The organism is Tractidigestivibacter sp., assembly GCF_057241865.1.
The window spans coordinates 19326-41080 of record NZ_DBHHPX010000007.1; the positions used below are offsets into that span (position 1 = coordinate 19326).

Here is a 21755-nt window from a genome sequence, read left to right on the forward strand (position 1 = left end):
GGTCACAAGCTCGTGCGTGCTAGTCCCACTCGTCGTCCGACGCGGACTCCATCGAGAGGGCAGCCGCGTTCTCACCGGCGATGCGGCCGGAGTTGAGGCAGAAGCCCATGGTGTTGCCCGGGATGGCGTAGTTGTAGGAGTCACCGTAGATGGTGCAGGCATCCGTGCCCACGCAGTACAGGCCGGGGATGGTCTCGTGCTCGTCGGTCATGACCTCCATGCGCTGGTTGATGAGGACGCCGCCCAGCGTGCCATAGGCGCCAACGTACTGGCGGCAGGCGTAGAAGGGTCCGTTCTCGAGCGGCTGCATGAACTCGCGCTCCTTCTCGAAGAGAGAGTCCCAGCCCTCGGCGCACATGGCGTTGTACTCCTCGACGTTCTTGACGAGGCCCTCGGGGTCGATGCCGATCTTCTCGGCAAGCTCCTCGAGCGTGTCGGCCCTGGCGATGACGTGGTTGCCGTCGCCGTCGAGGTAGGTGTCCTCGTCGCTGGCGAACTGCTCGTCGAAGCCCTGGTAGAGGTCCTTGGGGTGGACGTGGCTCACGATGTCGGGGCCGTCCTTCTTCCAGTGCTTGAGCATCTTGGAGTCGAAGATCGAGAAGGCGACCTTGCCGGGCAGGTGGTTGATCGCGTTGCCCACGAAGGTGGTGTTGAAGATGTCGTCCTCGGGCATGAAGCGCTCGCCGCTGCGGTCGCACCAGTAGCAGGGCTGGCGGAAGCCGCCCTCGACGTAGAAGTGGTTCATGTTGTCGGGGAGCTGGTACATCATCTCCATGGTCACGGGCGTGTGGCCGGCACCCGCCTTGTGGCACATATTGAAGCCGTCGCCATCCATGCCGGGCACGGCGAAGGAGTAGAGGTTCTTGCCCCAGTCGAGGCCGATGAGATCTTTGATCATCTTGGCGTTGGCGCCAAAGCCGCCGGTGGCGACGATGACCGCCTTGGAGGCGATGTCGACCTCCTCGCCGTCCTTGTCGACGGCCTTCGCACCCACCACGGCACCCTCGTCGTTGGTGATGAGCTCCTTGCCAGGTGTCTCGAACATGAACTCGACGCCCAGCGCCTGGGCGCGCTCGGTCATGCGCTTGGTCATCGTGGTCGCGGCGCGCGGGCCGGGCTCGGAGCCATCCTCGGGCTGGACGACGTGCCAGGTGTACTCGCCGTCGGCGTAGGCGCGGGTGCGCTCGCGGGCGCGGAACGCGGGGCGCACGGAGTTGAACTTGACACCCATGTCCATGAGCCACTGGATGGTGTCGCCGCTCTTGAAGTAGTACGCGCGCACGAGACGGGGGTCGACCTGGTAGTGGGTGTAGAACATGTGGCGGCGGAAGAGCTCGCCGGGGGTGACCTCTATCATCGAGGCCTTCTGCACGGGGGAGCCTGCGGCGCAGGGGCCCATGCCCATGTTTGCGGCGCCACCGGTGTTGGACGCCTTCTCGAGCGCGATGACGCTCGCGCCGTTCTCAGCCGCAGAGATCGCCGCGGCGAGTCCGGAGAGGCCCGCCGCAACAACGACAACGTCGGTTTCAAGCTGCTTGGCCATGTCATACCTCCAAAGTTGGGACAACAGGACGCCTTGTGTAACCCATACGGTTAGTAATGTCGCAGCATCTGCCCGCGCGGGCTATGTGCGTCCGTACAAAAGAACGGCACCGTGCCCGGCGCAAGACTGTGCGCGGTGCGCGATGCCGTGGGAGAGGCGCCGCGTGCAGGCCCTAGCCCCTCGGGGGCATGGTGGGCTGGATGAAGGACTTGTACTTCGCGACGCGCTGCTTGTACTCGTCACCCTTCTGCAGCTGTGCGAGCTCGCCCTCCATGCGGCCAATGTCCTCGCCGTGGATCTGCTTGCCCTCGGCGGTGTCGTGCGCACGGAAGAGCCCGCGCTCGTCGTAGCACTCGTCGTGGCGGTACTCGACCTGGATCCTGCCATCGACAACGCTCACGTGGCCCTCGAGGCCGCAGACGGAGCAGATGGCCTTGTCCGTGCCGGGAACCAGGTAGAAGTCATTGGCGTGGCAGTGCGGGCAGACGCCCTCTGCACCCTGGTAGGACGCGTGCTCGGGATCCTTGGCGACGCGGGCGAGGTTCACGCCGATCTGGTGCGCGCGCGCAACGACCTTGTCGTCGAGAAGGGCGCGCTTTGACCAGGGCACCCACTCGTTGTCGATGACCTTCCAGGTGGGGGTCATCGACTGGATGGCGTGGTCGGACTGGACGTGCGTGCCCCAGTCGGAGCCACCGATGCCAATGTAGGAGACAGGCTTGCCCGGGCAGATGACGCGCGGATCCGGTGCCTTTGACGTACCGCCCTCGGCGGCGATCTTCTCGGCAACGTGGGTGGCGATCACATTGTTGCCGGTATCCATGCGGGGCCCAAAGCGATCCATGATGGTGTGGAAGAGGCCCGACGCGCCCGTCTCGAAGATGGGGTCGCACATGATGATGCCGTCTGCCTCGGCCATCTTGAAGAACAGCCAGTCGAAGTCGTCCTTGTGGATGCACATGTTGCCCTGGCCGCTCATGAGCATCTTCACGCATGTGATGCAGCCGGTGCAGTGCTTGATGTTGAGGTCCATCGCACGGATGAACTCGACCTCGCAGCCCTCCTCGACGGCCCCCATCAGCGCTTCCTTGCAGATGCTGTCGTTGTTGCCGTTCTTGGTTCCAAACGAGACGCCCAAAACCTTTGCCATGGGACTCCAACCTTCCCTCTCGCAGCGTTTCCGCCGCGTCCCCGCGCGGCGGCCTTTCCTGATGGCAGAAGCCTATCGCCGGGAATACTGTGCAATTGCATAGAAGATTGGCCGAGAAAGTCCCTCAGCTTGTCTCGAGGAGGTCTCCGTTGACAACCGCGCCATCCCCCAGCGCCTCGAGGACCCGTGCCGTGAAGGAGACCGCCAGGCGGTCGTCACCATCCTTGAGGTCGAGCTTGAAAAGCTCGCCTATCTTGTTCACGCGATAGAAGTAGGTGTTCCTGTGCACGTTGAGGGCATCCGCCGCCTCGGCGGGGCTTCCTGGGAAGCGTACCGACATCACCGCCGTCTCGAGGTAGGCGCTCCCGTGCACTCGGTCGTAGCGCGCCATCGCCACCACGCGCTTGTCGAGGAGCATGTCGGAGTAGCCGAGGCCCTTGAAGACGGACGCCACCATCTGGAAGCGCCGCTCCCAGAAGAAGACAACGCGCTGGCGCCCTCCCCTCTCGAGAACGTCCGCCTCGTCGAGAAGAATGCACTGCTTGAGACGGGGACGCACCAGCATGACATCGGAGAAGGGCTCGCTCGCAAAGGCGCGCATGTCGTTGTGGTCGAGCGCGGCCATGAAGTTCCTGTCCCTCAAGATCCTGCGCTCGCACGTCTCGTAGTCCTCAAAGCCCTGGTCGGTGACCTCCCCGAGCGAGACGAGCACGACAACCGCAGAGCCAAAGATGGTCCAGACGCTGCCGGAGAGCGCGTCTCCCACAAGCTGGCCAACGCGTGCGTAGTAGTCGTGGCCGGCGCCGGGTTGCCCCACCACGCGCAGCAGCACGTAGTTGCAGTCGAGCGGGACGTCAGCGAGCCGCAGGTGCTCTCGGACGGCGTCCTTGTCCTCGAACTTGCCGGAGAGGACGTCGGCGAGGACGGATGAGCCCATGTCCACGCGCTTGCCGGCGACACCGAGCCGATCGATCATGAGGCCGGCGAGCGAGGTGGCGAAATCGATGAGCTCAAGGTCGACGCCGGTGACCTCGTGGGTCACCTCAAACGCGTCGAAGCGCCCCATCTCGAGGCGATGGTGGTAGATGATCGAGGTCACGCAGCGCAGGTTGTCGGCCACGTTGGTCGTGATGATCGAGTGGCGGGAGCTCCTCACGGAGCTGAGGATCCCCGACTCGGCGAGATGGTCCTCCACCGACTGCGAGACGTAGCCGTTCTCGACCGTGGCAGCGATATCGGGGCGGTCGCTGGGAATCTCACCGGCCGTTGCCAGCACCTTGTGGTCGGTGTTGCTTATCACCACGGGGTTGCCAATCACCTCCGAGGCGCGCCGGGCGAACTGCCTGAGGTCGTAGGAGTCCAGGTAGCAGCGGAAGAGCGCCTCCCTCCTCACGGCTAGCTCGCCGCTCTTGAGCACCAGACGCATGAATGCCTCCTGGAAGTCGCTCGGAGAGGCCTCGCCGGTGACAAACACCACGTTGCGCGGGGGCTTGTGGTACTGCTCGTCAAGCTCGCCTTGAACGTAGACGAGCATGATGCCGTCGCCCGTCTGGGGGACGTCGTTGCTCTGGAAGTCTGCCATGGAGCCCAGGCACACGACGCCCTTCGATCCCACGTTCCACTCGGGAGAGACGATGAGGTCCCACTCGAGCAGCTCGTCATCGTGGATGTAGGAGCTTGTAACGGGCAGCTCGTTCAGGATGGTACGAAGCCTCATCTCTCCTCCTCGGCCGTGCTGTGCTCGTGCACAAACATAGTAACTTCTCCGCGCAAGTAATTTGGTGCGCGTTCCATGGGAGCCAGTTTGGGCGCGCCGTACTCTAGCTTCTGGGCTATCGCAGAGAGACACGAGGTGCATGCCATGTGCGAATGGAACATCAGAACGCTCGTCAACGACATCGTCCTCGCGCTCGTCATCAACACGAGCGCGACGCTGCTTGCCGGCGCGCCGCTTGCGTGGGCGACCTGGTATCCCTACACCTGCGTGGCGTTCACGACCAACGTCGTGGCGCAGCTTCTCGTCCCCACGGTGAGCATCTCGCAGTCGCTCACGACAGGTCTTGACGGGAAGGCCGCGCGCCCGTACGTCGCCATCTTCGTGGAGAACCTGATCTTTGTCACGATCATCTCCCTCACCGAGGCGGTGACGCAGGTTGGCCCAGACCAGATGCTTGCCGCGTGGAGCCAGACGTTCCTGCAGCTTGTCCTTATCGGCTATGTGACGTCGGTCATCCTCTTCAAGATCCCCTCCAGGCGATAGCGACCAACAGCATACGAGGCCAAGGAAAGGCAGGAAAACATGGCACTTATTGACGAGCTCATCGAGAAGGCCCGCAAGGCGCCCAAGGCCGTGGCGCTTCCCGAGTGCGAGAACGAGGACACGCTGCTTGCGGCACGGCGCGTCGCGGACGACGGCATTGGGACCCCGGTTCTCGTGAGCCCTGCGGACGTCATCGCGCAGACGGCAGAGCGCGCGGGCGTCTCGACCGTGGGGATGCGCATCGTCGACACCACGGACGCTGCAGCAGCGGACGCCCTTGCCGAGCGCTACATGAACGCCGGTCGCGAGAGGCTCTTCTCGGCCAAGGCGGCGCGCCGCAAGCTCAAGAACCCGCTCAACTACGCCATGATGCTTGAGGACCTGGGCGACGTGGACTGCACGTTCTGCGGGCACACCAACACCACCGGCGACGTCCTCATGGCCGCTCAGATGATCATCGGTCTGGCAGACGGCGTGGACGTGCCCTCCATCCTGGCGCTTGTGCAGACGCCGAGCTTCACCGGACCTGAGGGCGACGTTATCGCGCTCGCCGACTGCGGCCTCAACCCCGAGCCCACGGCCGAGGAGCTCGCCTCCATCGCGATTGCCGCCTGCGACAACGTGGCATCCCTCATGGATTGGGAGCCACGCTGCGCCTTTATCAGCTACTCCACGGACGGCTCCGGCGAGAGCCCCAGCGTCGAGCGCATCCGCGAGGCCCTCTCGATTGCCCGCGACCGCAGGCCCGACCTCGCGCTTGACGGCGAGTTCCAGCTTGACGCGGCCATCGTCCCGGCGGTTGCCGCCAAGAAGGTCAAGCGCGAGAGCGCCGTGGCCGGCCGCGCGAACGTGCTCGTGTTCCCCGACCTCAACTGCGCGAACACCGCCGTCAAGCTCATCCAGCTCTTCGCGCACGGCAAGGGCTACGGCCACAACCTCTCGGGCTTCAGGCGCCCGGTGGCAGACAGCTCGCGCGGCTCCTCCGTCGAGGAGATGGTGGGCGACATCGCCATGCTCGTCCTCTCCGCCCGCTAGCCCGCACCACGCGCAACCGCAAACCCAAGGGAGCTTGTACATGACCTATCGCATTCTTACGCTGTCCCCCGGCTCCACATCCACGAAGGTGGCCGTCTTCGAGGGCGAGAAGGCCCTGATGAGGGAGAACGTCCGCCACGACCCTGCCGTGCTGGCAGGCTTCGATCACGCGGCTGACCAGCTGGAGTTCCGCACCAAGACCGTGCTCGACGCGCTTGGTGCGGCAGGTATCGCGCTCGAGAGCATCGACGCGTTCTCCGGCTACTGCGGCGGCATGGGACCCACCAAGGGCGGCATCTTCCGTATCGACAGGACCGTCTGCGAGCATGTGCTCAACTGCGGAATGAACCACCCTGCCATCCTGGGCGCGCCCATCCTCTTTGACCTTGCCAGCCGCTGCGGCAGGCCCGCCTTTGCCGTGAACCAGCCGGACACCGACGAGCTTGCGGACGTTGCCCGCATCACGGGCTATCCCGGCGTCTATCGCAAGAGCCACGTGCACTGCCTCAACCAGAAGGAGTGCGCCATCCGCTGCGCGGCGTCCCTCGGCAAGCACTACGACGAGGTCAACGTTATCGTGGCACACGTCGGCGGCGGCCTTTCGGTTGCCGCACACAGGCACGGGCGCATGGTCGACACGAACGACGTGCTGGAGGGCTCGGGCCCCTTTGCCCCCAACCGCTCCGGCGACGTGCCGGCAAAGCCCATTGCCGCCCTCGCCTTCTCGGGCACGCACGACAAGAAGGAGGTCATGGGCGTCATTGGCAAGACAGGCGGACTCAAGGGCCTGCTCGGCACCGATGACGCGATGGAGATCGACGCGCGCATCGACGCCGGCGACGAGTGGGCGAAGCTTGTCTTCGAGGCCATGGCGTACCAAACCGCAAAGCAGATCGGCGCCTTCGCCGCGACGCTCGAGGGCAAGGTCGACGGCGTCGTGCTCACGGGCGGCGTGTCGCACGACCAGCGCTTTGTTGACTACGTGACGGCGCACGTAGGTTGGATTGCCCCGGTCTTCGTGTACGCGGGAGACTTCGAGATGGAGGGCGCGGCAGCCGGTGCGGTGCGCGCGCTCGACGGCGTGGAGGACGTCATGACCTACACGGGCGAGCCTTCCTGGGACGGCTTCAAGCTGGACGGCGCCCCCGCCGACGTGGAGGCGTAGGGCATGGCGAGAAACAGCGCGGCCGCGCGCGGCGGCTTTCACTACGCCTACCTCATCGTCCTCTCGTGCATCGTGATGACATGCCTCCCCTGCGCACTGGTCCTCTCGTGCGCGGGCATCTTCTTCACGCCGGTCTCCGAGTTCTTTGGCGTGCCCAAGGCCTCCTTCACGCTGTACTTCTCGGTGCTCAACCTTGCCATGATGGCCACGCTTCCCGTTGCCGGCAAGCTCCTGGCGGCTCAAGACGCACGCGCGGTTCTCTCCGCTGCCACCGCACTCTGTGGGCTGGGCATGTTTGGCATGGCGTCCTGCCAGCAGATCTGGCAGTTCTACCTCGTGGGCGCTGCGTTGGGCATAGGCGTGGCGCCTCTCATCTACCTGGCCGTTCCCACGCTCGTCAACGCCTGGTGCGTCAGGCGCGTGGGGTTCTTTGTGGGGCTCTGCATGGCCTTCACGGGCATTGGCGGCGTCATCTTCAACCCCATGGGGACCGCGATCATCCAGTCCTCCCCCGAGGGATGGCGCGAGGCCTATCTCGTCTTTGGCGTCATCATCCTTGTGGGGACGCTGCCCTTCACGCTCTTCGTGGTTCGTGGCAAGCCCGCCGACAAGGGCCTTCTCCCCTATGGCGCTGACAAGGGCGAGGCTGTCGGCTCCGATGCGGGAACAACCGCTGTCACCGAGGGCGTCTCCGCCGCCGATGCCATGCGCATGCCGGCGTTTTGGGCCATCGTGGCCTTCTGCGGGCTGATTACGCTCAACCAGACCGTCTACCAGTTCCTCTCGAGCTACGCGATGTCGTTTTCCAATTCGCTGCCGCAGGTTGCCGCCGCATCGGGCGTCGTTGCCTCGGCTGCCATGGGCGGACAGGCCATCGGCAAGGTGTTTCTCGGCTCGGTAAGCGACCGTTCCGTGCGCCTCGGTGCCGTGTGCGGCATCGTCGTTGGCGCGGTGGGCGTCCTTCTCATGTGGGGCATGCCCTCGTTACTCGCGCTGCTGCTGGTGGGGGCGCTCTGCTTTGGCGTGGTCTACGCCATGACCACGGTCGAGACGCCGCTTCTGGTGCGAAGCGCCTTTGGCTCCGCCGACTACGCCAATATCTACTCGCGCGTCTCCATGGTTGGGTCGCTCATGAGCGCCGTCGCGGCGGTGTTCTGGAGCCTGGTGATAGATTCGGACGGCGGATATGGCCTGATGTTCGCCTTGTCCCTGGTGTGCATGGCGGCATGCCTGGCGCTGGCGCTCTATGCGCTTGCGCATGCGCCCAACGGGGCCGCAGGTTCCGGGCGATAGGCAGCGCCTCGCACGACGGCTCTGCGCGAGACGAGCCCTCCGGCGTCAGTGAATGGACTGCGCCAGAGGGCTCGTTCTGTACGTGATGGCTGCGGGAATGCGCCCTGTGGCGCCAAAACGACGCCACAATGAAGGTTACGTACACACTCGCTGCCAGAACTGGCCCTGTGGCGTCAAAACGACGCCACAGTAGCGACTACGTACGCACTTGCTGCTAAAACGCGCCCTGTGGCGTGCCTACCGCTCCTCGCCGGATGCCCCGTCGCCTGCAGCGCCCTGCGCCCCGTGGCGCCTGCGACGCCTGTGCTCCCTGGGCACATAGGGGTCGATCACCGCGCGAAAATCCGGCGAGTCCGCATCGTCCGTCGGCGTTTCCGGCGAGATGTAGAGCGAGCCCCTGAGGCCCTCAATGTAGGTGTACACCCACGAGAGGCCTCGTGCGCCGCTCAGCGCATAGTCGGCGGCGGTGACGAATCCCCGCAGGTCGTCCTTGGAGAACTCGTGGGAGTAGTGGCCAATCCGGAACGTGTCGAAGGGCATTGCGCCCATCTTGTTGAGCGTTTGGCGCCAGTCGGCGATGGGCAAGCTCTCGGGGAAGAAGAGGCACATGCAGGGCGTGACCGCATCGCCTGCAAGCAGGAGTCTCCGTTCGCGCAGCAGATAGCCCATGGAGTGGCCGGTGTGTCCGGGCAGGAAGTACCCTTCGATGGTGACCCCGCCCAAGTCGAGAACGTCTCCCTCCTCAACGTGCGAGAAGGTCGGCCTTGTGCCCTCGCTCATGGCCCAGAACGCCCCCTCGGGGGCACGTCCCTGCTCCACGTAGAGGCTCCGGGCATGCAGGTTCTGCTCCTCCTCGACGTCGAGGTCGACCTCTTCCTCCCGGGGGATGCGCACGTCGTCGAAGAGGTAGGATCCCGCAATGTGGTCGTGGTGGCGGTGCGTAAGGAGCACGGTCACGGGAAGGCCGCCCGCAAGCTCACGCACCACGGGGCGCAGGTCGCCCACGCCAACGCAGGAGTCCACGAGCGCCACGCGGTCACGACCCTTCACCAGGTAGCAGCGGCAGCCGACGCTGTCCGCGATCTCCCACAGGCCGTCGCCGAGATCCGTAACCGTAAAGGCCTTGTCCATGCGAGAAGTTCCTTCCTTGAGTCCAAAGCGGCACCCGAGCCACACGGCCCGGGTGCCAAAACGCCAGTTCCTATGCGTGCCCCGTGCGTCTGCGCTAGTGCATCTGCGGGGCAGGGTCGTCGCACACCTTGCGGGCGAAGCCCTCGATGGGGCCCTGCAGGAAGAACGTGACGATGTAGCAGGCAATCCACACCGGAATGATGTTCTGCAGGAAGCCAAAGACCGACGCGATGAGCGGCGCGCCACCCAGAATGCAGGCGTCGAGCGTCCCCACCAGGTAGCAGAGGATGAGGGCGTAGACCGTGTTGATGGGCACGTTCACAAGCGCCCCAAACTTGACGCCCTCGGAAGGGTTGGAGCGCTTCATCGCCCAGCGGACGCTCGCGTCCGGAAGTGAGGGAACCATGCCGATGATGGTGGCCACGCACCAGGCAAACACGTAGTTGATCCAGAACATGGGCCAGATCCACGCCTCGCCCGGGGCCGGCGTCGCAGTGTGAAAGACGTAGATCGCAAGCCACTCGCAGAGCACGCACAGCACCAGGGCTGTGCAGAGATCCAGAATTGCCGCCTTCACAAACCGCGTTGGAGTCTTCATCGGCATGAGTGATTCCTTCCCTAGACGCTGGGCATGTGCCCAAAGGTACAAAATGCGGCGCACGGGGCATTCCCGCACGCCGCCCGATGCCCTTTATGCTAGTAGGGGGATCCATTGCATCCTATGGCTCTTAGCACAAGCTTTCGACGATATGTGACATCTTTATGTGCTATCGCACGAAGCGAGAAGTGCCCGTCGAGACAGGCTCGCATCCCTACTCGAAGCAGGCGAAACCCGAGAAGACCGGATGCCCGGTATAGTGCTTGACCTCCTCCTCGCCGGAGAGAACGCGGATGGCGCCCGCCGCCATGGCCTCCAGCTCGAACTCGCCCGGGTATGCCGTGACGGGGGCAATCCAGCCGCAGCCCTCCCGGATGTAATTAACAAGCCCCTGGTTGTGCACCATGCCGCCCCCGAGGAGAATGCCGTCGACCCTGCCCCTGAGCACCGTCGCCATGGACCCGATGTACTTCACGATCTGGTACTCCATGGCGCTCCAGGCACGTGAGGCGGCCTCGTCGCCCGCCTCCGCGCGACGACAGACCTCGAGCGCGTCCGAGGTGCCCAGGAGGTCGGCAAACCCACCGCAGCGCTGGCTGAGCCTTCGCGTCTCGGACGCATCATGGTCTTCAAGGTAGTCCAGGACGGCCACCACGGGCACGGCGCCCGAGCGCGTTGGCGTCATGGGGCCCTCCCCGCCGACGATGTCGTAGCCGTCGATCATGCGCCCGTGCCGGTGGGCGGAGATCGAGATGCCGCCGCCGATGTGGCACACGATGAAGTCGCAGTCCTCGTAGCGCCTCCCAAGCGTGGCGGCATGACGGATGGCGGTCTCCTTGAGGTTGAGCGCGTGCAGGTGGACGTTGCGGTAGACGCCCCTGATGCCCGTCATGCGCGCGTCATCGCAGAGCTCGTCGGTGTCGGGAGGGTTGACCACGTAGCAGGGCTTGCCGCCGGGCGTGGCGAACAGCGCGAACTCATGGGCGAGCTGGGAGCCGAGCTGGGCTGGGTGCTGGACCCCGTTTGCGCCCAGTCGGGCGTCGTGAAGCATCCTCTCGTTGACCTCATAGACGCCGCCCTCGCAGGCCGTGAGGCCACCGCCGCGGCCCACGTAGGCGTCGACGGTCGAGAGATCGAGGCCGTGCTTGCCGAGAATCTCGAGAATCATGTCGCGACGGTACGGCAGCTGGGCCGACACGTCGCCGATCTCCTTGAGCCTCTGCGCGTCGTGGGCGACGTTCTCGGTGAACACCTCCCTGTCCCCCTCGAAGAGGCCCACCTTGGTCGAGGTCGATCCGGGGTTGATGACCAGGACGCGATAGTTCTTCTCGGCCATGGCTACTCCCCCTTGAGGCACTGCGAGCGCACGCAGGACATCACGACGTTGCCCACGATCTCGGAGACGGGCGCGCTTCTCGAGCAGTCGCAGACGATCTTCCTGAAGCCCTGGAGCATGGGGCCATACGCGTCCGCGTGGCCGAACATCTGCACAAGCTTCACGCCCACGTTGCCCACGTTGAGGTCGGGCCAGATGATGACGTTCGCCTTGCCGGCGACGTCGCTCTCGCGGCGGACCTTGTGGGCGGCGACCTCGGGGCGTAGGGCGGCGTCGAGCTGGAACTCGCCGTCGATCTTGAGGTCGGGCCTGCGGTCGCGGGTGATGTCGCGGGCGTCTCGCACCTTCTGGACCATCTCGCCCGCGCCGGAGCCGTCGGTCGAGAAGGAGAGCAGCGCGCAGCGGGCCTCACGGCCGGTGAGGGCGGTCCAGGTGTCACAGGCGGAGATGGCGATGGACGCCTCCTGCTCGGGCGTGGGGTTCTGGCACACGGCGGAGTCTCCGAAGCCTAGGAGCTGGCCGTCCGACCCCTGGTAGCCGGGGATGTCGAAGATTCCCATGGACGAGACCGTGTCGATGCCGTCCGCGAGGCCGATAATCTCCTGACCACCAAGGATCACGTCGCCCGTGGGGCAGTCGATGCCCCCGAAGGTGATGTCCACGTCGCCGAGCGCCTGCATCATGAGCGCGCGCTCCATGGGGCGCACCACGCGACGGCGCACGCCCTTTGCCTTCCACCTGCAGCCGGGGAGCGCCTCGAAGCGCTGGGCGATCGCCTCGTTGCCCTCCTCGTCCGCGAGGTCGACAAGCTCCACGCCCGCAAGGCTCACGCCCTGCTCGGCGGCGTTCGCCCTGATGGCCTCGGGGTTGCCCACCACGGTGCACGTGGCAAGGCCCTCTGCGGTGAGTTCTGCCACCGCCCGGATCATGGTGGGGTTCTCGCCCTCGAAGAAGGCGACGCGCTGGACGTCTGCCCTGGCGCGCTCGCGCATGTCATCCATGAGGTTCATGTGTCTCTCCCGTGAGTAAAGAGGGACGGCCCCAGAAGGAGCCGCCCCGGGGTTTCCTGGCGGTCGTGCGTGCGAGAGATGCGAGGGCCTACTCCTCGACCTCCTCGGCAACGCGGCCCACAAGCTCGCCGAAGGTCTTCATGTTCATGATCTCGGATACGGTGACCTCGGCGTCCAGCTCGTTCTCGATCATCGAGGTGAGGGCGATCATCTTCATGGAACCCTTGCCCAGCTCGTCGAAGGTGGTCTCGGGCGTGATGTCGACGTCGGTCTTGTAGGCCTCCTTGGCGAGGCCCGCGATGGTGGAGAAGAGCTCGTTGCTGTCCATGGTTGGTTCCTTTCGATTGATTGCCTGTTTGATGCGCAGCGCCATGCCTGGCGCGCGTTTACCCCTGTGCGACCTCGTCCAGCTCGAAGCAGGGCTCCCACCACTCGACCATCACGTCGGAGCCCTCCTTCTCGGGAACGACGCGCTTGATGGGCTTAAAGTGGACCCCGATGGTCTCGTGGTTCTTGTAGAGGCGCTCCTGCAGGCCCTTCACGACCTTCTTCTTGCCGCAGAAGACCACGAACGAGTACTCCGTTTCCTCGTCGAGCCTCACCTTGCCGTAGCCGTAGGGCGCGACCTCCTTGAGGTAGGGCTTGTCGTTCTGGATGCCGGGCGCCACGAAGGACTCGAGCGTGCCGTGACCCGAGAGCTCCACCCACTCGGTCTTGTGGTAGCCGCAGGCATTGCAGCCCAGGTGCGGCGGGAACTCGATGGCACCGCACTCGGCGCACCTGCGGCCAAGGAGCTTGCCCTCGGCAACGCCGTCGTAGAACTTCTTAACGATGGGTTCCATGTCTTCAAGAAGCATCGTGTACCTCCTCTTGGTTGCTTGGATGCGCCGGGCGCTAGTCGTGGGTGCGCAGGATCTGGCAGCGGATGTTCTGGCCGCCGCCAAAGCCGCGCAGGAACGTGGTCTGGGGAACCTTGGGCATCTGCGTGGCACCGGCCTCCCCGCGCATCTGCCTGACGGCCTCGACGATGTCCGCCACGCCGGAGGCACCGTGCGCATGGCCAAAGTTGCAGCGGCCACCGTGCGTGTTGATGGGCTTGTCGCCGTCGAAGCCCATGCGGCCGTCTATGGCGTACTGCCACGCCTCGCCGCGCGGGATGTAGCCCACCTCCTCGGCGGCCACGATGTCGCCCGCAAGGAAGAAGTCGTTCACGAAGAGAAGGTCAAGCTCGTCGGGGCTCACGCCCGTAAGCTCGTAGACCTGCTCGGCGCCGGCCTTGGTGCCGTTGTACTCGTTGTCCGCCGTGGCGCCCTCGAATGCCGCGGCACCGGTGCCCAGGACGTCGATCACCTTGTGGTCGAGGCCGCGCGCCACGGCCATCTCGGTGGGCATGACCACGAGGGCGGCGGCACCGTCGCACTTGATCTCGAAGCCGGTGACGCGCAGGTACTGCGTGACCTTGGGGTTGCCAAAGCCCCTGAGGTACGCGTCGGCGTCGGGCAGGCCGTTCTCCCGGGCAAGCTCCTCGAAGGTCTTCGTCGAGAACGCGAGCGGGTTGAGCACGGCGTCGCGACGCAGGGACTTGGACACGCCGTTAAGCGCGTCGTCAATCTGCTCGGCGGTGAGGTCGTATTCCCAGCGGTATTTGTTTATCCAGTTGTCGAACGAGATGCCAAAGGCGGAGTCGAACGGACGCCCGTAGGCGCGGTCGTAGACCTTGGGGATGGAGGGGAGCATCTCGGAGAGCGGGAAGTCGCGGCGGAAGCAGCCCGGGGCGTCGACCACGGGGAGCGACGCCGCAAGGTCGACGGCGCCGGAGAGCACCACGTCGTAGGTGCCCGAGGCAACCGCCTGGACGGCCTCCTGCAGGGCCACGTAGCCCGTGCAGCACGCCTCGGAGTGGTGGACCGAGCCGATGCCGCGAACGCCAAACCAGTCTGCGACCTGCATGTTGGGCGTCATGGAGTCGCCAATCATGAAGGGGTTGGCGGCGCCGTGGTAGAAGTACTGGATGTCGCGCGGCTCGAGGCCCGCGTCGCGGATGGCCTCAAGAGCGGCGTAGCCAAAGGCGTCGCCCTCGCTCATGCCCTTGGTCTGGGGATGGTCCTCGAAGTTCTTGAAGGGGGTGCAGCCGACGCCCACGATGGACACGCTGCGTGCCTGCTTGCCAAGCTTGACCAAGACGATCACTCCTTTGCTCGTGTGCCGCAAAGACTCTCGCTGCGTACGAGCACAGGATATGGGGCGTCCCGCCTAAAGGGCGGGACATATATGCACCTTCTGTCCCGAAGTATGGGACAGAAGGTAAAGCGGTGTCTCTTTTTGCAGGTAGCAGCCGGTTGTTTGGGATGTCCAAAAGAACGTGGCGCCACGGGCAAGTGATTTGGGCATGCGCATGAATGAGCTGGTAGAAGGCTATGCTCTCCCTGCGTGTCGTGGCTGGAGCCGCAGCGCGGCCCAGCTCTGGCAAGCGGTGCCTACAGACGGGCGAACGGGTCTGCGGGAAGCTCGAGCGCGGTCTTCTCGTCTATGAAGAGCGGCGAGTAGTACATGCGGTTGAGCATGGCGGCGACCTCGGTGGGGGAAATCTCCGGCCGCTTCTCGAGCCAGTACTGGATGAGGTTGTTGTGGCCCGCGATCACAAACGAGAGGTACAGGTCGCGATGGAGCTCCGAGCCGCTCACACCCTGCAGGCGGATGCGGAAGTACTCGTGCATGAGCATGGTCGCCCGGTGCTGGAAGACGGGGTCGCCGTGGTCGCTGTTGAGGGCCACGATCTTGTCGCGGTTCTCGCGCAGCACCTCCATGCGGGCGACCATCGCGTGCGTGGGCTTGAGCTCCGCCTTGTCGAACTGCACGCCGAGCGCGGTGTTGTTGATCGTCCGCATGTTGTCGAGAAGCCCCGCCTCGAACTGCTTCACCACGTCCTCGACGCCGTCGAAGTGCCGGTAGAAGGTCGAGCGAGACACGCCCGCGCGACGGACGACGTCACGCACCTTGATGTTGGGGATGTCGGTCGTCTCCATGAGGCCGAAGACCGCCTCCTCGACCCTCTCCTCGACGTCTCGCCCGGCGCCCTTCTCCGCGCACCGCCTCATCCGCGCACCCCCAAGATGCCGCCCACCTGCACTACGAGAACTATATCCGATGCGCCAGGGCGCCCGGTCACGCGCGAGACCAACGTGCGAGGCGTCGTTCCCCTATTATTTGTGTGTTTGCACATACGACGAGAGGTGCCTGCCCATGGAACTCAAAGAGCTGCTCAAACGCCTGCCCGAGGGGTCCGTTGCCCTGAGGAAGCTCCGCGACCCAGAGGTCAACATCGACAACATATGCTTCCTCACCCCCACGACGGGGCGCGTCCACTCGAACGTCCTCTACTTCTCCGATGACGTCCACCTGCCCGAGGCACCGGACGACGAGCTCTTCAACCTGGTCCTCTTTGGGTGCCATGAGGTGCCCGAGGCCCTTCTCGACAGCGCGTCGTGCAACGTGATCCTGCTGCGCCTGGAGTTCAACCCGTTCTCCTGCTACAACGACCTCCAGGGCTTCTTCCTCGAGGACATCCAGGTGACGGACATCGTTCGTCGCATGCTCACCGCGCACTTCAGCAACAACGGGCTCCAGTACCTCATCGAGGAGGCGTCGCGCGCACTGGGCAACCCCATCGTGGTCGTGGACAGCGCCTACCACTACGTGGCCCGCCACGTGGAGGGCAAACTCGACCCCGAGAACCGCATCGACAGGGTGCTCGAGCAGGAGTTTCACTACGAATCGGTCCTCGAGGACGGCGTCGCCTTCATCGAGCACGAGCGCATCAGCGAGCGATGCGCCCAGTCCCCGACGCCCATCGTGGTGTACAACGAGGTCCTCGGGACAGACACCCTGGTCACGCCCTCGGTGGTGCACGGGGTGACCATCGCGCACACCATGATGATCGAGCGCAACCACCCCTTTGGCGAGGTGGACGTGGAGTGCATGGCCCGCCTTGGGCGCTTCGTGGCCCAGGAGATGCAGAAGACCAGCCTCTATGCCGCGAGCCGAGGCCAGATGGACTCCTACTTCCTGGTGAGCCTCCTCAACGACGAGCAGCCCAGCCACGCCGTGACCGCACGGCGGCTGAGCGTGCTCGAGTTCAGGCCCCTGCCCGAGCTCTACCTGGTGGTCCTCGACCCCAACCACCCGGACGTCGCCCTGCATGACCTCGACTCCATTGCCATGCAGCTCACCGGCTGCCTTCAGAGCAGCATCTATGCCACGTACGAGCGGGCTCTCGTGGTGCTCTTCACCCGCGAGAGGGGAGCCGGCCTCGGCGCGTATACCGAGGAGCTGCTCCGCAAGGTCGCCGACGTCAACGGCCTCTCGGTGGGCGTGAGCAACTCCTTCGAGGACCTCACGCACATCCAGAGCCACTACGAGCAGGCGCGCGCCGCCATTTCGGCGGGGCGGCTGGTCTCGGTCTTCCTCGAGGACGGGCAGGTCTACCACTACTGCGACTACGCCTACGTCCAGATGCTCGACCTCACCAACAAGCAGTACAACCTGCTCAACTTCGTGCACCCCTCGCTCATGCGCCTGGCGCGCTACGACCGCGAGCATGGCACGGAGCTCATGGACACCCTCTTCATCTACCTGCAGAACGGCTGCAACACCCAGCGCTCGTCAAGGATGCTGAGCCTGCACAAGAACACGCTGCTCTACCGGCTGGGCCGCATCCGCGAGATCCTGGGGTGCGACCTCTCCTCCGGCGAGGACCAGTTCATGATCCAGCTCTCGTACCGCGTCCTGTTCTACCTCGACCTCTTCACGTCGCGACTGAGCATCTCGCGGGGAGACTTCAGGGCCGAGGGGGGCTGACGGGCCAAGACCGACCGACGGACCACGGCGAACCAACGAAAGGCACCGGACGCAAGTCTCGCGCCCGGTGCCACGCATGCGGATGAGCCCCTGGGAACGTGCCCGCTAGACCGCGGGGAAGCTCAGCGTGCGGAAGTGCTCGGCCTGGTCGGCCACACTGTCCTTCTTCTGCATGAACTCGATGCGGGTCTTGATGATCTCGTTCAGGTGCTCTGCGCGGGCCTTGTCATCGTTGCGATCGCGAATCAGGCCGTTCTCGGCGATCCTGAGCCTTGGCTTGCCGGTCTTCTCGTCCACCACGAGGTCGCCGCCGGCACCGCACACGGCGCACTCCCACGGAAACTCGACGCCGTCCCAGTGCTCGTCGCCGGGGTAGACCAGGCTCGAGTGGCAGTTGAGGCACACGCCGTCGTCCGGGTCGCCCAGCCAGGTTCGCTGGTCAAACGGGGTCTCCATGGCCTCCCAGATGTGCTCGCCCATCTCGCGGCAGCGCTCGACCTGCTCGGGGAAGATGAGCATCGAGCCGGGACGCGCGGAGCGCTGGACCATGTAGCGGTCGACGACCTGCAACGACATGGTGAACATGGTCGCCTGCAGGCTCTCGAGGGCGAGCGGCTGCCAGTCGTGCATGGAGCCGCCCACGGCGATGAGGCCGGCGACCGTGTGCGGGTTCTCCTTCACGACGCCAATCTGGAGCAGGAACGAGAGCTCGTAGGCAAGAAAGCGCTGGGCGAAGCGGGTGTAGAGCGAGCTGGGCATGAGGTCATAGGTGGGAACGGCAATGAGGACGCCGTTGCAGGTGTGCATCTCGGCGATGAGACGGTCGACGTCGTCCTTGTCCTTGAGGACGCACCCCTTGTACTCCTTGGTGGGGTCCTGCGCGATGGCGCCCATCTGCATGGTGCAGCCCTCGCAGCCGGTGCAGGGCAGGATGTCGTAGTCAAAGAGGTTCACAAGCTCGCACTCCGCGCCCTTGTCGCGCAGGACCTCAAGCGCCGCCTTGAGCGCAATCTCGCTGTTGCCGCCGTGCATGCCCGCGCAGATGCCCATTACCTTGTGCTGTGCCATGAGGAACCCCTCTCCTGGGATGTGGGATAGACGGCGCACGGACGGCCCCTGCCAGTCCGGCGCCTGCATCCCTGATGGTAGGCGGCGGGCTTCTCGCGGTATTCGTCTGGCGAGACGAAACTGCGTCCGGGGTTGGGAGATGGGTTGTGCGAACGCACGGTGTCTGATTGGGGCCTCACGGAAAGGGGCTCCCTGGCAGCACGCCGGAGAGCCCCCTGGGCCAGAGCGTGGCTTGTGTCGCCTAGCGGTGGATGTACTCCCCCGCCTGGTACCTCGGCGGCACCACGGGGACCTCGATCCAGGACTCCCACTCGCCGCCAGTGTGGATGTTGTGGGTGCCGTGGTTCTCGGTATCCCAGGAGAGCGGCTCGAACCAGCCGTCGCGGATGTAGCGGCCAGCGATCTGCACGCGGAAGCGCTCGCCCTTGTGGTACACGCGGGCTGTGGGAACGATCGCGATGTCAACGGCGCAGACCTCGCCCTCGGCAAGCTTGCTGGTGTCGGTCATCGTGTAGACCGGGGTGTGCGCCTTGGTGAGGGCGGTGTCCACGGTTGCGCGAGACACGCGGCACTTGCCCCACGCGCCGGGGTGCGGCTCGTCGAGCGTGAGCCACGGCACCCAGTTGCCCTCGGCGTCGGCCTTCTGGATGTTCACGAAGAGGTCCATGTCGTCGTAGCCGTCGCACGAGACAAAGAGGTGCAGGTTCATGTACCCCGTGATCTCGACGTCCTCCGGGAGGGTGAGGTCAAAGTCAAGCTCCTCGTCCTCCGGGTTGTAGCTGGCCTTGGCCTGCGTGGCCACCGGCTCGGTCGAGAGCGAGAAGCAGGAGCTCTTGTGGTCGAGCTCGGCGCAGTCCTTGGGCGCGGACGCGTCGAGGTAGAGCTTCTTGTACTGCGTGCGCTTGATGGGCCATGCCTTCTCGGGCCGCTGCTCCTGGTAGTCCACGTCGTATCCGTCCATGACGTCAAGGCGGACGCGCGGCGTCATCTCCCAGCCGTTATGGATGCCCTTGAGGTAGCGGTCGTAGTAGCGCAGCAGATCCTCGAGGTTGTCGGGGTTGTAGGTGTCGGGCCACTCAAAGTCCCTGTGGGCACGCATCCACTTGAGGTGGCTGCGGCAGCGCCTCCAGGCGTTGAACGAACCCGGCAGGTGGAAGTGCGACCAGCCGGCGGTCTGGTAGACCGGGATCTTGACCTTGCGCACGTCGGCGCGCTTGTCGTTCCAGTAGGCGTTCATGTCGGGATACATCTTGGCCATGGCGACCTGGTCGTCCACGCCGTTGGGGCCCGTCACCTGCGCTGCGATGAACTTGTTGAACGAGAGCGCCGGCACGCCGCCCTCGAAGAAGCTCTCGCGGTAGAGGTCGGTGGTGCACTCCCACGGGGCGATGCAGACCAGGTGCGGCGGGCAGGTGGCCGCGATGCCCCACTGGTGCATGGCAACGCCGGAGTTGCCGGACATGCCCACGCGGCCGTTGGACCAAGGCTGGGCGGCGACCCACTCGACAAAGTCGTAGCCGTCCTCGCGGTCCTGGTGTGTGAACATGTGGACGGAGCCTTCGGAGTGGCCGGCGCCGCGGACGTCCACGTTTGCCACGGCGTAGCCCTTGTAGCACCAGTAGAGCGGGTCGGGCGACTCGAACTTGGCGCACTTCGAGACCGTCGCGGGGGGCACGCCCATGATTTGCCACTCGCTCATGCCGTCGCCCGGGCGCTTGCCAAACCATGACCACGAGACGATTGTGGGGTAGCGGCCGTCACCCTCGGGGCGATAGATGTCGCAGTAGATCTTGGTGCCGTCACGCATGACCACTTCCTGGTCCTGCATGCACACCACGCCGTCTGCGGCCTGGTAGGTATGGGGGTTGAAGGGCGGGCAGAAGCCCTGGCCCATGCGGGCCATGGGGTCATCGCTCGCGGAGAGGTCGACCTCGGCCTGGTTGTCGTTGGGCTGGCGCGCCACGCGGTAGGCCGCCATGACCTCGTCCTCGCCAAACGCCTCGCGGTGGAGGAAGATGTAGCCCTCGGTATCGGGGTCCCAATAGATGGGGCACTCGTCCTCGTTAAAGCTCGCGCACTCGCCCGACATCTGGATGAGGTCGTGGAGCTTCTTGTCGGTGACGGGAACCCAGTCCTCGGGGATCCTAGGCTCAAGAAACATCTGCCGCCCCCCTACTGGTCCAGGAGGTCGCAGACGAAGTCCGTGGCCTCGCCAAACGTTGCGCAGCGACGGAACTTCATGTACGGGACCTCGATGTCCAGCTCGTCCTCGAGATAGGTCGTGATCTGCGAGACCTGCACCGACTTGATGCCGAGGTCCGCGAACTTGGTGTCCTCCGTGAACTCGGAGGGGTCCTTCCCAAAGAGCTGGCTGGCGCGGGTGGTGAGCGCGTCCCAAACTTCCTGACGATCCTGATCCATGTTCTGCCCCTTTCGCGGCGTCAATAAGGCTTCTGACGCATATGAGTTTGGGGCCAGGCGGTGGGCCGGACAATGTAAGGGGATTCAAATTGGGGCTGCGGGGCCAAGGGCGCATTGTGCAGCAGTGCAAAGGAACGCCGAGAGGCGCCGGGCCTCCTTTGCTATCGCCCGGTCTTCTCGCCGCCGAGAAGGGCCATGGCCTCGCGCATGCCCAGCCGGTGGACAAGAATCGACGGCTCCTCTCGCGTCGCACAGGTCACCGCATGACCGCCGACCAACGTGTACGCGGTCTTCCAGCCGGCGGGCAGGCTGCCGCCGCGCACGTCAAAGGCAAAGCCGCGGCCGTCGGCTTTGAGCACCGCTTCCACGTGCGTCCACGCAAGCGCGAACGACAGTGCCGGGTCTGGCGCACCCTCCACCCGCTCGATGTGCTCGGGAGAGAGCACGCCGCGCAGGGCATCTCGTTGGAGCCTTCCGTACTGGGCCGGAACCTCCTCGACGTCCACACCAACCACCCCGCAGGCCACCGCGAGGACAGCCATGGCGTCGTCGTGCGAAAGCCCAATGTGCGGGGAGCCCGCAGCAAGCTCCGGCTTTCCCTCGGGCCCCAAGGCGAGCTGCCCGTCTGCGCGCACACCAAGCACGCTGGCAAGGAGGAGCCCCGCGGCAAACTCGTCCAGCCGCGTGGGCTCGGGCGCCTTCGTTGTAGCCTTCCCCTGGTAGCGCGGGCAAACGAGCCCCAGATGAGAGGCCCAGTCTGCGGGGGCGTCCGCAAGCGGCATGATGTGTAGGTCAACGTGCATGCGCATTCTCCGCGTGAGGCAACGAACGAGAAGGCGGGCCCGACGCCTGGCGCCGGACCCGCCGCATCACGTGCCAGCCCAAGCC

20 protein-coding genes are annotated in these 21755 nt (G+C 65.1%); 5 read left to right on the forward strand and 15 right to left on the reverse strand.

From position 1 onward, the window contains the following. Positions 1-19: 19 nt before the first annotated feature. The 3 genes from ACO59D_RS03600 to ACO59D_RS03610 all read right to left on the reverse strand — a co-directional run bounded on the left by ACO59D_RS03600 (position 20) and on the right by ACO59D_RS03610 (position 4410). Complete coding sequence (locus ACO59D_RS03600; protein ID WP_485125802.1) at positions 20-1543, reverse strand: FAD-dependent oxidoreductase; 1524 nt, start codon at positions 1541-1543, stop codon at positions 20-22. A 172-nt stretch (positions 1544-1715) separates the two neighbouring features. Continuing rightward, positions 1716-2693 carry a flavodoxin family protein gene (locus tag ACO59D_RS03605; RefSeq protein ID WP_485125803.1) on the reverse strand — a complete coding sequence of 326 codons (978 nt, stop codon included), beginning with the start codon at positions 2691-2693 and terminating at the stop codon, positions 1716-1718. A 124-nt stretch (positions 2694-2817) separates the two neighbouring features. After that, positions 2818-4410 (reverse strand): PucR family transcriptional regulator, encoded by a 1593-nt coding sequence (locus ACO59D_RS03610; protein ID WP_485125804.1) that lies wholly within the window; start codon positions 4408-4410, stop codon positions 2818-2820. Between the two features lie 144 nt (positions 4411-4554). Between ACO59D_RS03610 and ACO59D_RS03615 the strand changes: the two genes are divergently transcribed. From ACO59D_RS03615 to ACO59D_RS03630, 4 genes are read left to right on the forward strand one after another with little or no spacing between them, the layout of a single operon-like run. Next, on the forward strand, positions 4555-4953 hold the full coding sequence (locus tag ACO59D_RS03615; protein ID WP_485125805.1) for an ABC transporter ATPase: 399 nt from the start codon (positions 4555-4557) through the stop codon (positions 4951-4953). 39 nt (positions 4954-4992) lie between these two features. Next, complete coding sequence (locus tag ACO59D_RS03620; protein WP_485125806.1) at positions 4993-5988, forward strand: phosphate acyltransferase; 996 nt, start codon at positions 4993-4995, stop codon at positions 5986-5988. A gap of 40 nt (positions 5989-6028) precedes the next feature. After that, complete coding sequence (gene buk / locus ACO59D_RS03625) at positions 6029-7153, forward strand: butyrate kinase (protein WP_485125807.1); 1125 nt, start codon at positions 6029-6031, stop codon at positions 7151-7153. Between the two features lie 3 nt (positions 7154-7156). Then, on the forward strand, positions 7157-8446 hold the full coding sequence (locus ACO59D_RS03630) for an MFS transporter (RefSeq protein WP_485125808.1): 1290 nt from the start codon (positions 7157-7159) through the stop codon (positions 8444-8446). A 237-nt stretch (positions 8447-8683) separates the two neighbouring features. Here ACO59D_RS03630 and ACO59D_RS03635 read toward each other — a convergent pair whose 3' ends face one another. From ACO59D_RS03635 to ACO59D_RS03670, 8 genes are all read right to left on the reverse strand, one after another. Next, positions 8684-9577 carry an MBL fold metallo-hydrolase gene (locus tag ACO59D_RS03635; protein ID WP_485125809.1) on the reverse strand — a complete coding sequence of 298 codons (894 nt, stop codon included), beginning with the start codon at positions 9575-9577 and terminating at the stop codon, positions 8684-8686. A 94-nt stretch (positions 9578-9671) separates the two neighbouring features. After that, positions 9672-10181 carry a hypothetical protein gene (locus ACO59D_RS03640; RefSeq protein WP_485125810.1) on the reverse strand — a complete coding sequence of 170 codons (510 nt, stop codon included), beginning with the start codon at positions 10179-10181 and terminating at the stop codon, positions 9672-9674. A 208-nt stretch (positions 10182-10389) separates the two neighbouring features. Next, positions 10390-11511, reverse strand: a complete 1122-nt coding sequence (buk, locus tag ACO59D_RS03645) for a butyrate kinase (protein WP_485125811.1) — start codon at positions 11509-11511, stop codon at positions 10390-10392. A 2-nt stretch (positions 11512-11513) separates the two neighbouring features. Further along, positions 11514-12521 carry a phosphate acyltransferase gene (locus tag ACO59D_RS03650; RefSeq protein WP_485125812.1) on the reverse strand — a complete coding sequence of 336 codons (1008 nt, stop codon included), beginning with the start codon at positions 12519-12521 and terminating at the stop codon, positions 11514-11516. Positions 12522-12609: 88 nt separating this feature from the next. Beyond that, entirely contained in the window at positions 12610-12849 is a 240-nt protein-coding gene (locus tag ACO59D_RS03655) for an acyl carrier protein (protein ID WP_485125813.1), read from the reverse strand. A 58-nt stretch (positions 12850-12907) separates the two neighbouring features. Further along, a complete protein-coding gene (locus ACO59D_RS03660) occupies positions 12908-13378 on the reverse strand; it encodes a Zn-ribbon domain-containing OB-fold protein (RefSeq protein WP_485125814.1) in 471 nt (156 codons plus the stop codon). Between the two features lie 37 nt (positions 13379-13415). Next, positions 13416-14711 carry a thiolase family protein gene (locus ACO59D_RS03665; RefSeq protein ID WP_485125815.1) on the reverse strand — a complete coding sequence of 432 codons (1296 nt, stop codon included), beginning with the start codon at positions 14709-14711 and terminating at the stop codon, positions 13416-13418. 287 nt (positions 14712-14998) lie between these two features. After that, complete coding sequence (locus tag ACO59D_RS03670; protein WP_485125816.1) at positions 14999-15619, reverse strand: TetR/AcrR family transcriptional regulator; 621 nt, start codon at positions 15617-15619, stop codon at positions 14999-15001. Positions 15620-15764: 145 nt separating this feature from the next. Between ACO59D_RS03670 and ACO59D_RS03675 the strand changes: the two genes are divergently transcribed. Next, positions 15765-17378: a PucR family transcriptional regulator gene (locus ACO59D_RS03675; RefSeq protein WP_485125817.1), complete on the forward strand. Its 1614-nt coding sequence runs from the start codon at positions 15765-15767 to the stop codon at positions 17376-17378. A 105-nt stretch (positions 17379-17483) separates the two neighbouring features. On the opposite strand, the gene ACO59D_RS03680 is transcribed toward ACO59D_RS03675, so the two are convergent. From ACO59D_RS03680 to ACO59D_RS03695, 4 genes are all read right to left on the reverse strand, one after another. Continuing rightward, complete coding sequence (locus ACO59D_RS03680; protein ID WP_485125818.1) at positions 17484-18446, reverse strand: flavodoxin family protein; 963 nt, start codon at positions 18444-18446, stop codon at positions 17484-17486. Between the two features lie 241 nt (positions 18447-18687). Beyond that, positions 18688-20607 (reverse strand): CocE/NonD family hydrolase, encoded by a 1920-nt coding sequence (locus ACO59D_RS03685; RefSeq protein WP_485125819.1) that lies wholly within the window; start codon positions 20605-20607, stop codon positions 18688-18690. An 11-nt stretch (positions 20608-20618) separates the two neighbouring features. Then, the gene (locus ACO59D_RS03690) at positions 20619-20867 is read right to left on the reverse strand and encodes an acyl carrier protein (RefSeq protein WP_059055526.1); all 249 of its coding nucleotides are present in this window, start codon (positions 20865-20867) and stop codon (positions 20619-20621) included. A gap of 161 nt (positions 20868-21028) precedes the next feature. Continuing rightward, positions 21029-21670: a 4'-phosphopantetheinyl transferase superfamily protein gene (locus ACO59D_RS03695; protein WP_485125820.1), complete on the reverse strand. Its 642-nt coding sequence runs from the start codon at positions 21668-21670 to the stop codon at positions 21029-21031. Between the last annotated feature and the right edge of the window lie 85 nt (positions 21671-21755).

Bases quoted from the DNA above. Each gene is read 5' to 3' on its own strand.
- ACO59D_RS03690 (WP_059055526.1), bottom strand. From the start codon at position 20,867: ATGGATCAGGATCGTCAGGAAGTTTGGGACGCGCTCACCACCCGCGCC.
- ACO59D_RS03655 (WP_485125813.1), bottom strand. From the start codon at position 12,849: ATGGACAGCAACGAGCTCTTCTCCACCATCGCGGGCCTCGCCAAGGAG.
- ACO59D_RS03615 (WP_485125805.1), top strand. From the start codon at position 4,555: ATGTGCGAATGGAACATCAGAACGCTCGTCAACGACATCGTCCTCGCG.
- buk (WP_485125807.1), top strand. From the start codon at position 6,029: ATGACCTATCGCATTCTTACGCTGTCCCCCGGCTCCACATCCACGAAG.
- ACO59D_RS03685 (WP_485125819.1), bottom strand. From the start codon at position 20,607: ATGTTTCTTGAGCCTAGGATCCCCGAGGACTGGGTTCCCGTCACCGAC.
- ACO59D_RS03650 (WP_485125812.1), bottom strand. From the start codon at position 12,521: ATGAACCTCATGGATGACATGCGCGAGCGCGCCAGGGCAGACGTCCAG.
- ACO59D_RS03675 (WP_485125817.1), top strand. From the start codon at position 15,765: ATGGAACTCAAAGAGCTGCTCAAACGCCTGCCCGAGGGGTCCGTTGCC.
- ACO59D_RS03605 (WP_485125803.1), bottom strand. From the start codon at position 2,693: ATGGCAAAGGTTTTGGGCGTCTCGTTTGGAACCAAGAACGGCAACAAC.
- buk (WP_485125811.1), bottom strand. From the start codon at position 11,511: ATGGCCGAGAAGAACTATCGCGTCCTGGTCATCAACCCCGGATCGACC.
- ACO59D_RS03620 (WP_485125806.1), top strand. From the start codon at position 4,993: ATGGCACTTATTGACGAGCTCATCGAGAAGGCCCGCAAGGCGCCCAAG.
- ACO59D_RS03640 (WP_485125810.1), bottom strand. From the start codon at position 10,181: ATGCCGATGAAGACTCCAACGCGGTTTGTGAAGGCGGCAATTCTGGAT.
- ACO59D_RS03635 (WP_485125809.1), bottom strand. From the start codon at position 9,577: ATGGACAAGGCCTTTACGGTTACGGATCTCGGCGACGGCCTGTGGGAG.
- ACO59D_RS03610 (WP_485125804.1), bottom strand. From the start codon at position 4,410: ATGAGGCTTCGTACCATCCTGAACGAGCTGCCCGTTACAAGCTCCTAC.
- ACO59D_RS03630 (WP_485125808.1), top strand. From the start codon at position 7,157: ATGGCGAGAAACAGCGCGGCCGCGCGCGGCGGCTTTCACTACGCCTAC.
- ACO59D_RS03680 (WP_485125818.1), bottom strand. From the start codon at position 18,446: ATGGCACAGCACAAGGTAATGGGCATCTGCGCGGGCATGCACGGCGGC.
- ACO59D_RS03600 (WP_485125802.1), bottom strand. From the start codon at position 1,543: ATGGCCAAGCAGCTTGAAACCGACGTTGTCGTTGTTGCGGCGGGCCTC.
- ACO59D_RS03695 (WP_485125820.1), bottom strand. From the start codon at position 21,670: ATGCACGTTGACCTACACATCATGCCGCTTGCGGACGCCCCCGCAGAC.
- ACO59D_RS03670 (WP_485125816.1), bottom strand. From the start codon at position 15,619: ATGAGGCGGTGCGCGGAGAAGGGCGCCGGGCGAGACGTCGAGGAGAGG.
- ACO59D_RS03660 (WP_485125814.1), bottom strand. From the start codon at position 13,378: ATGCTTCTTGAAGACATGGAACCCATCGTTAAGAAGTTCTACGACGGC.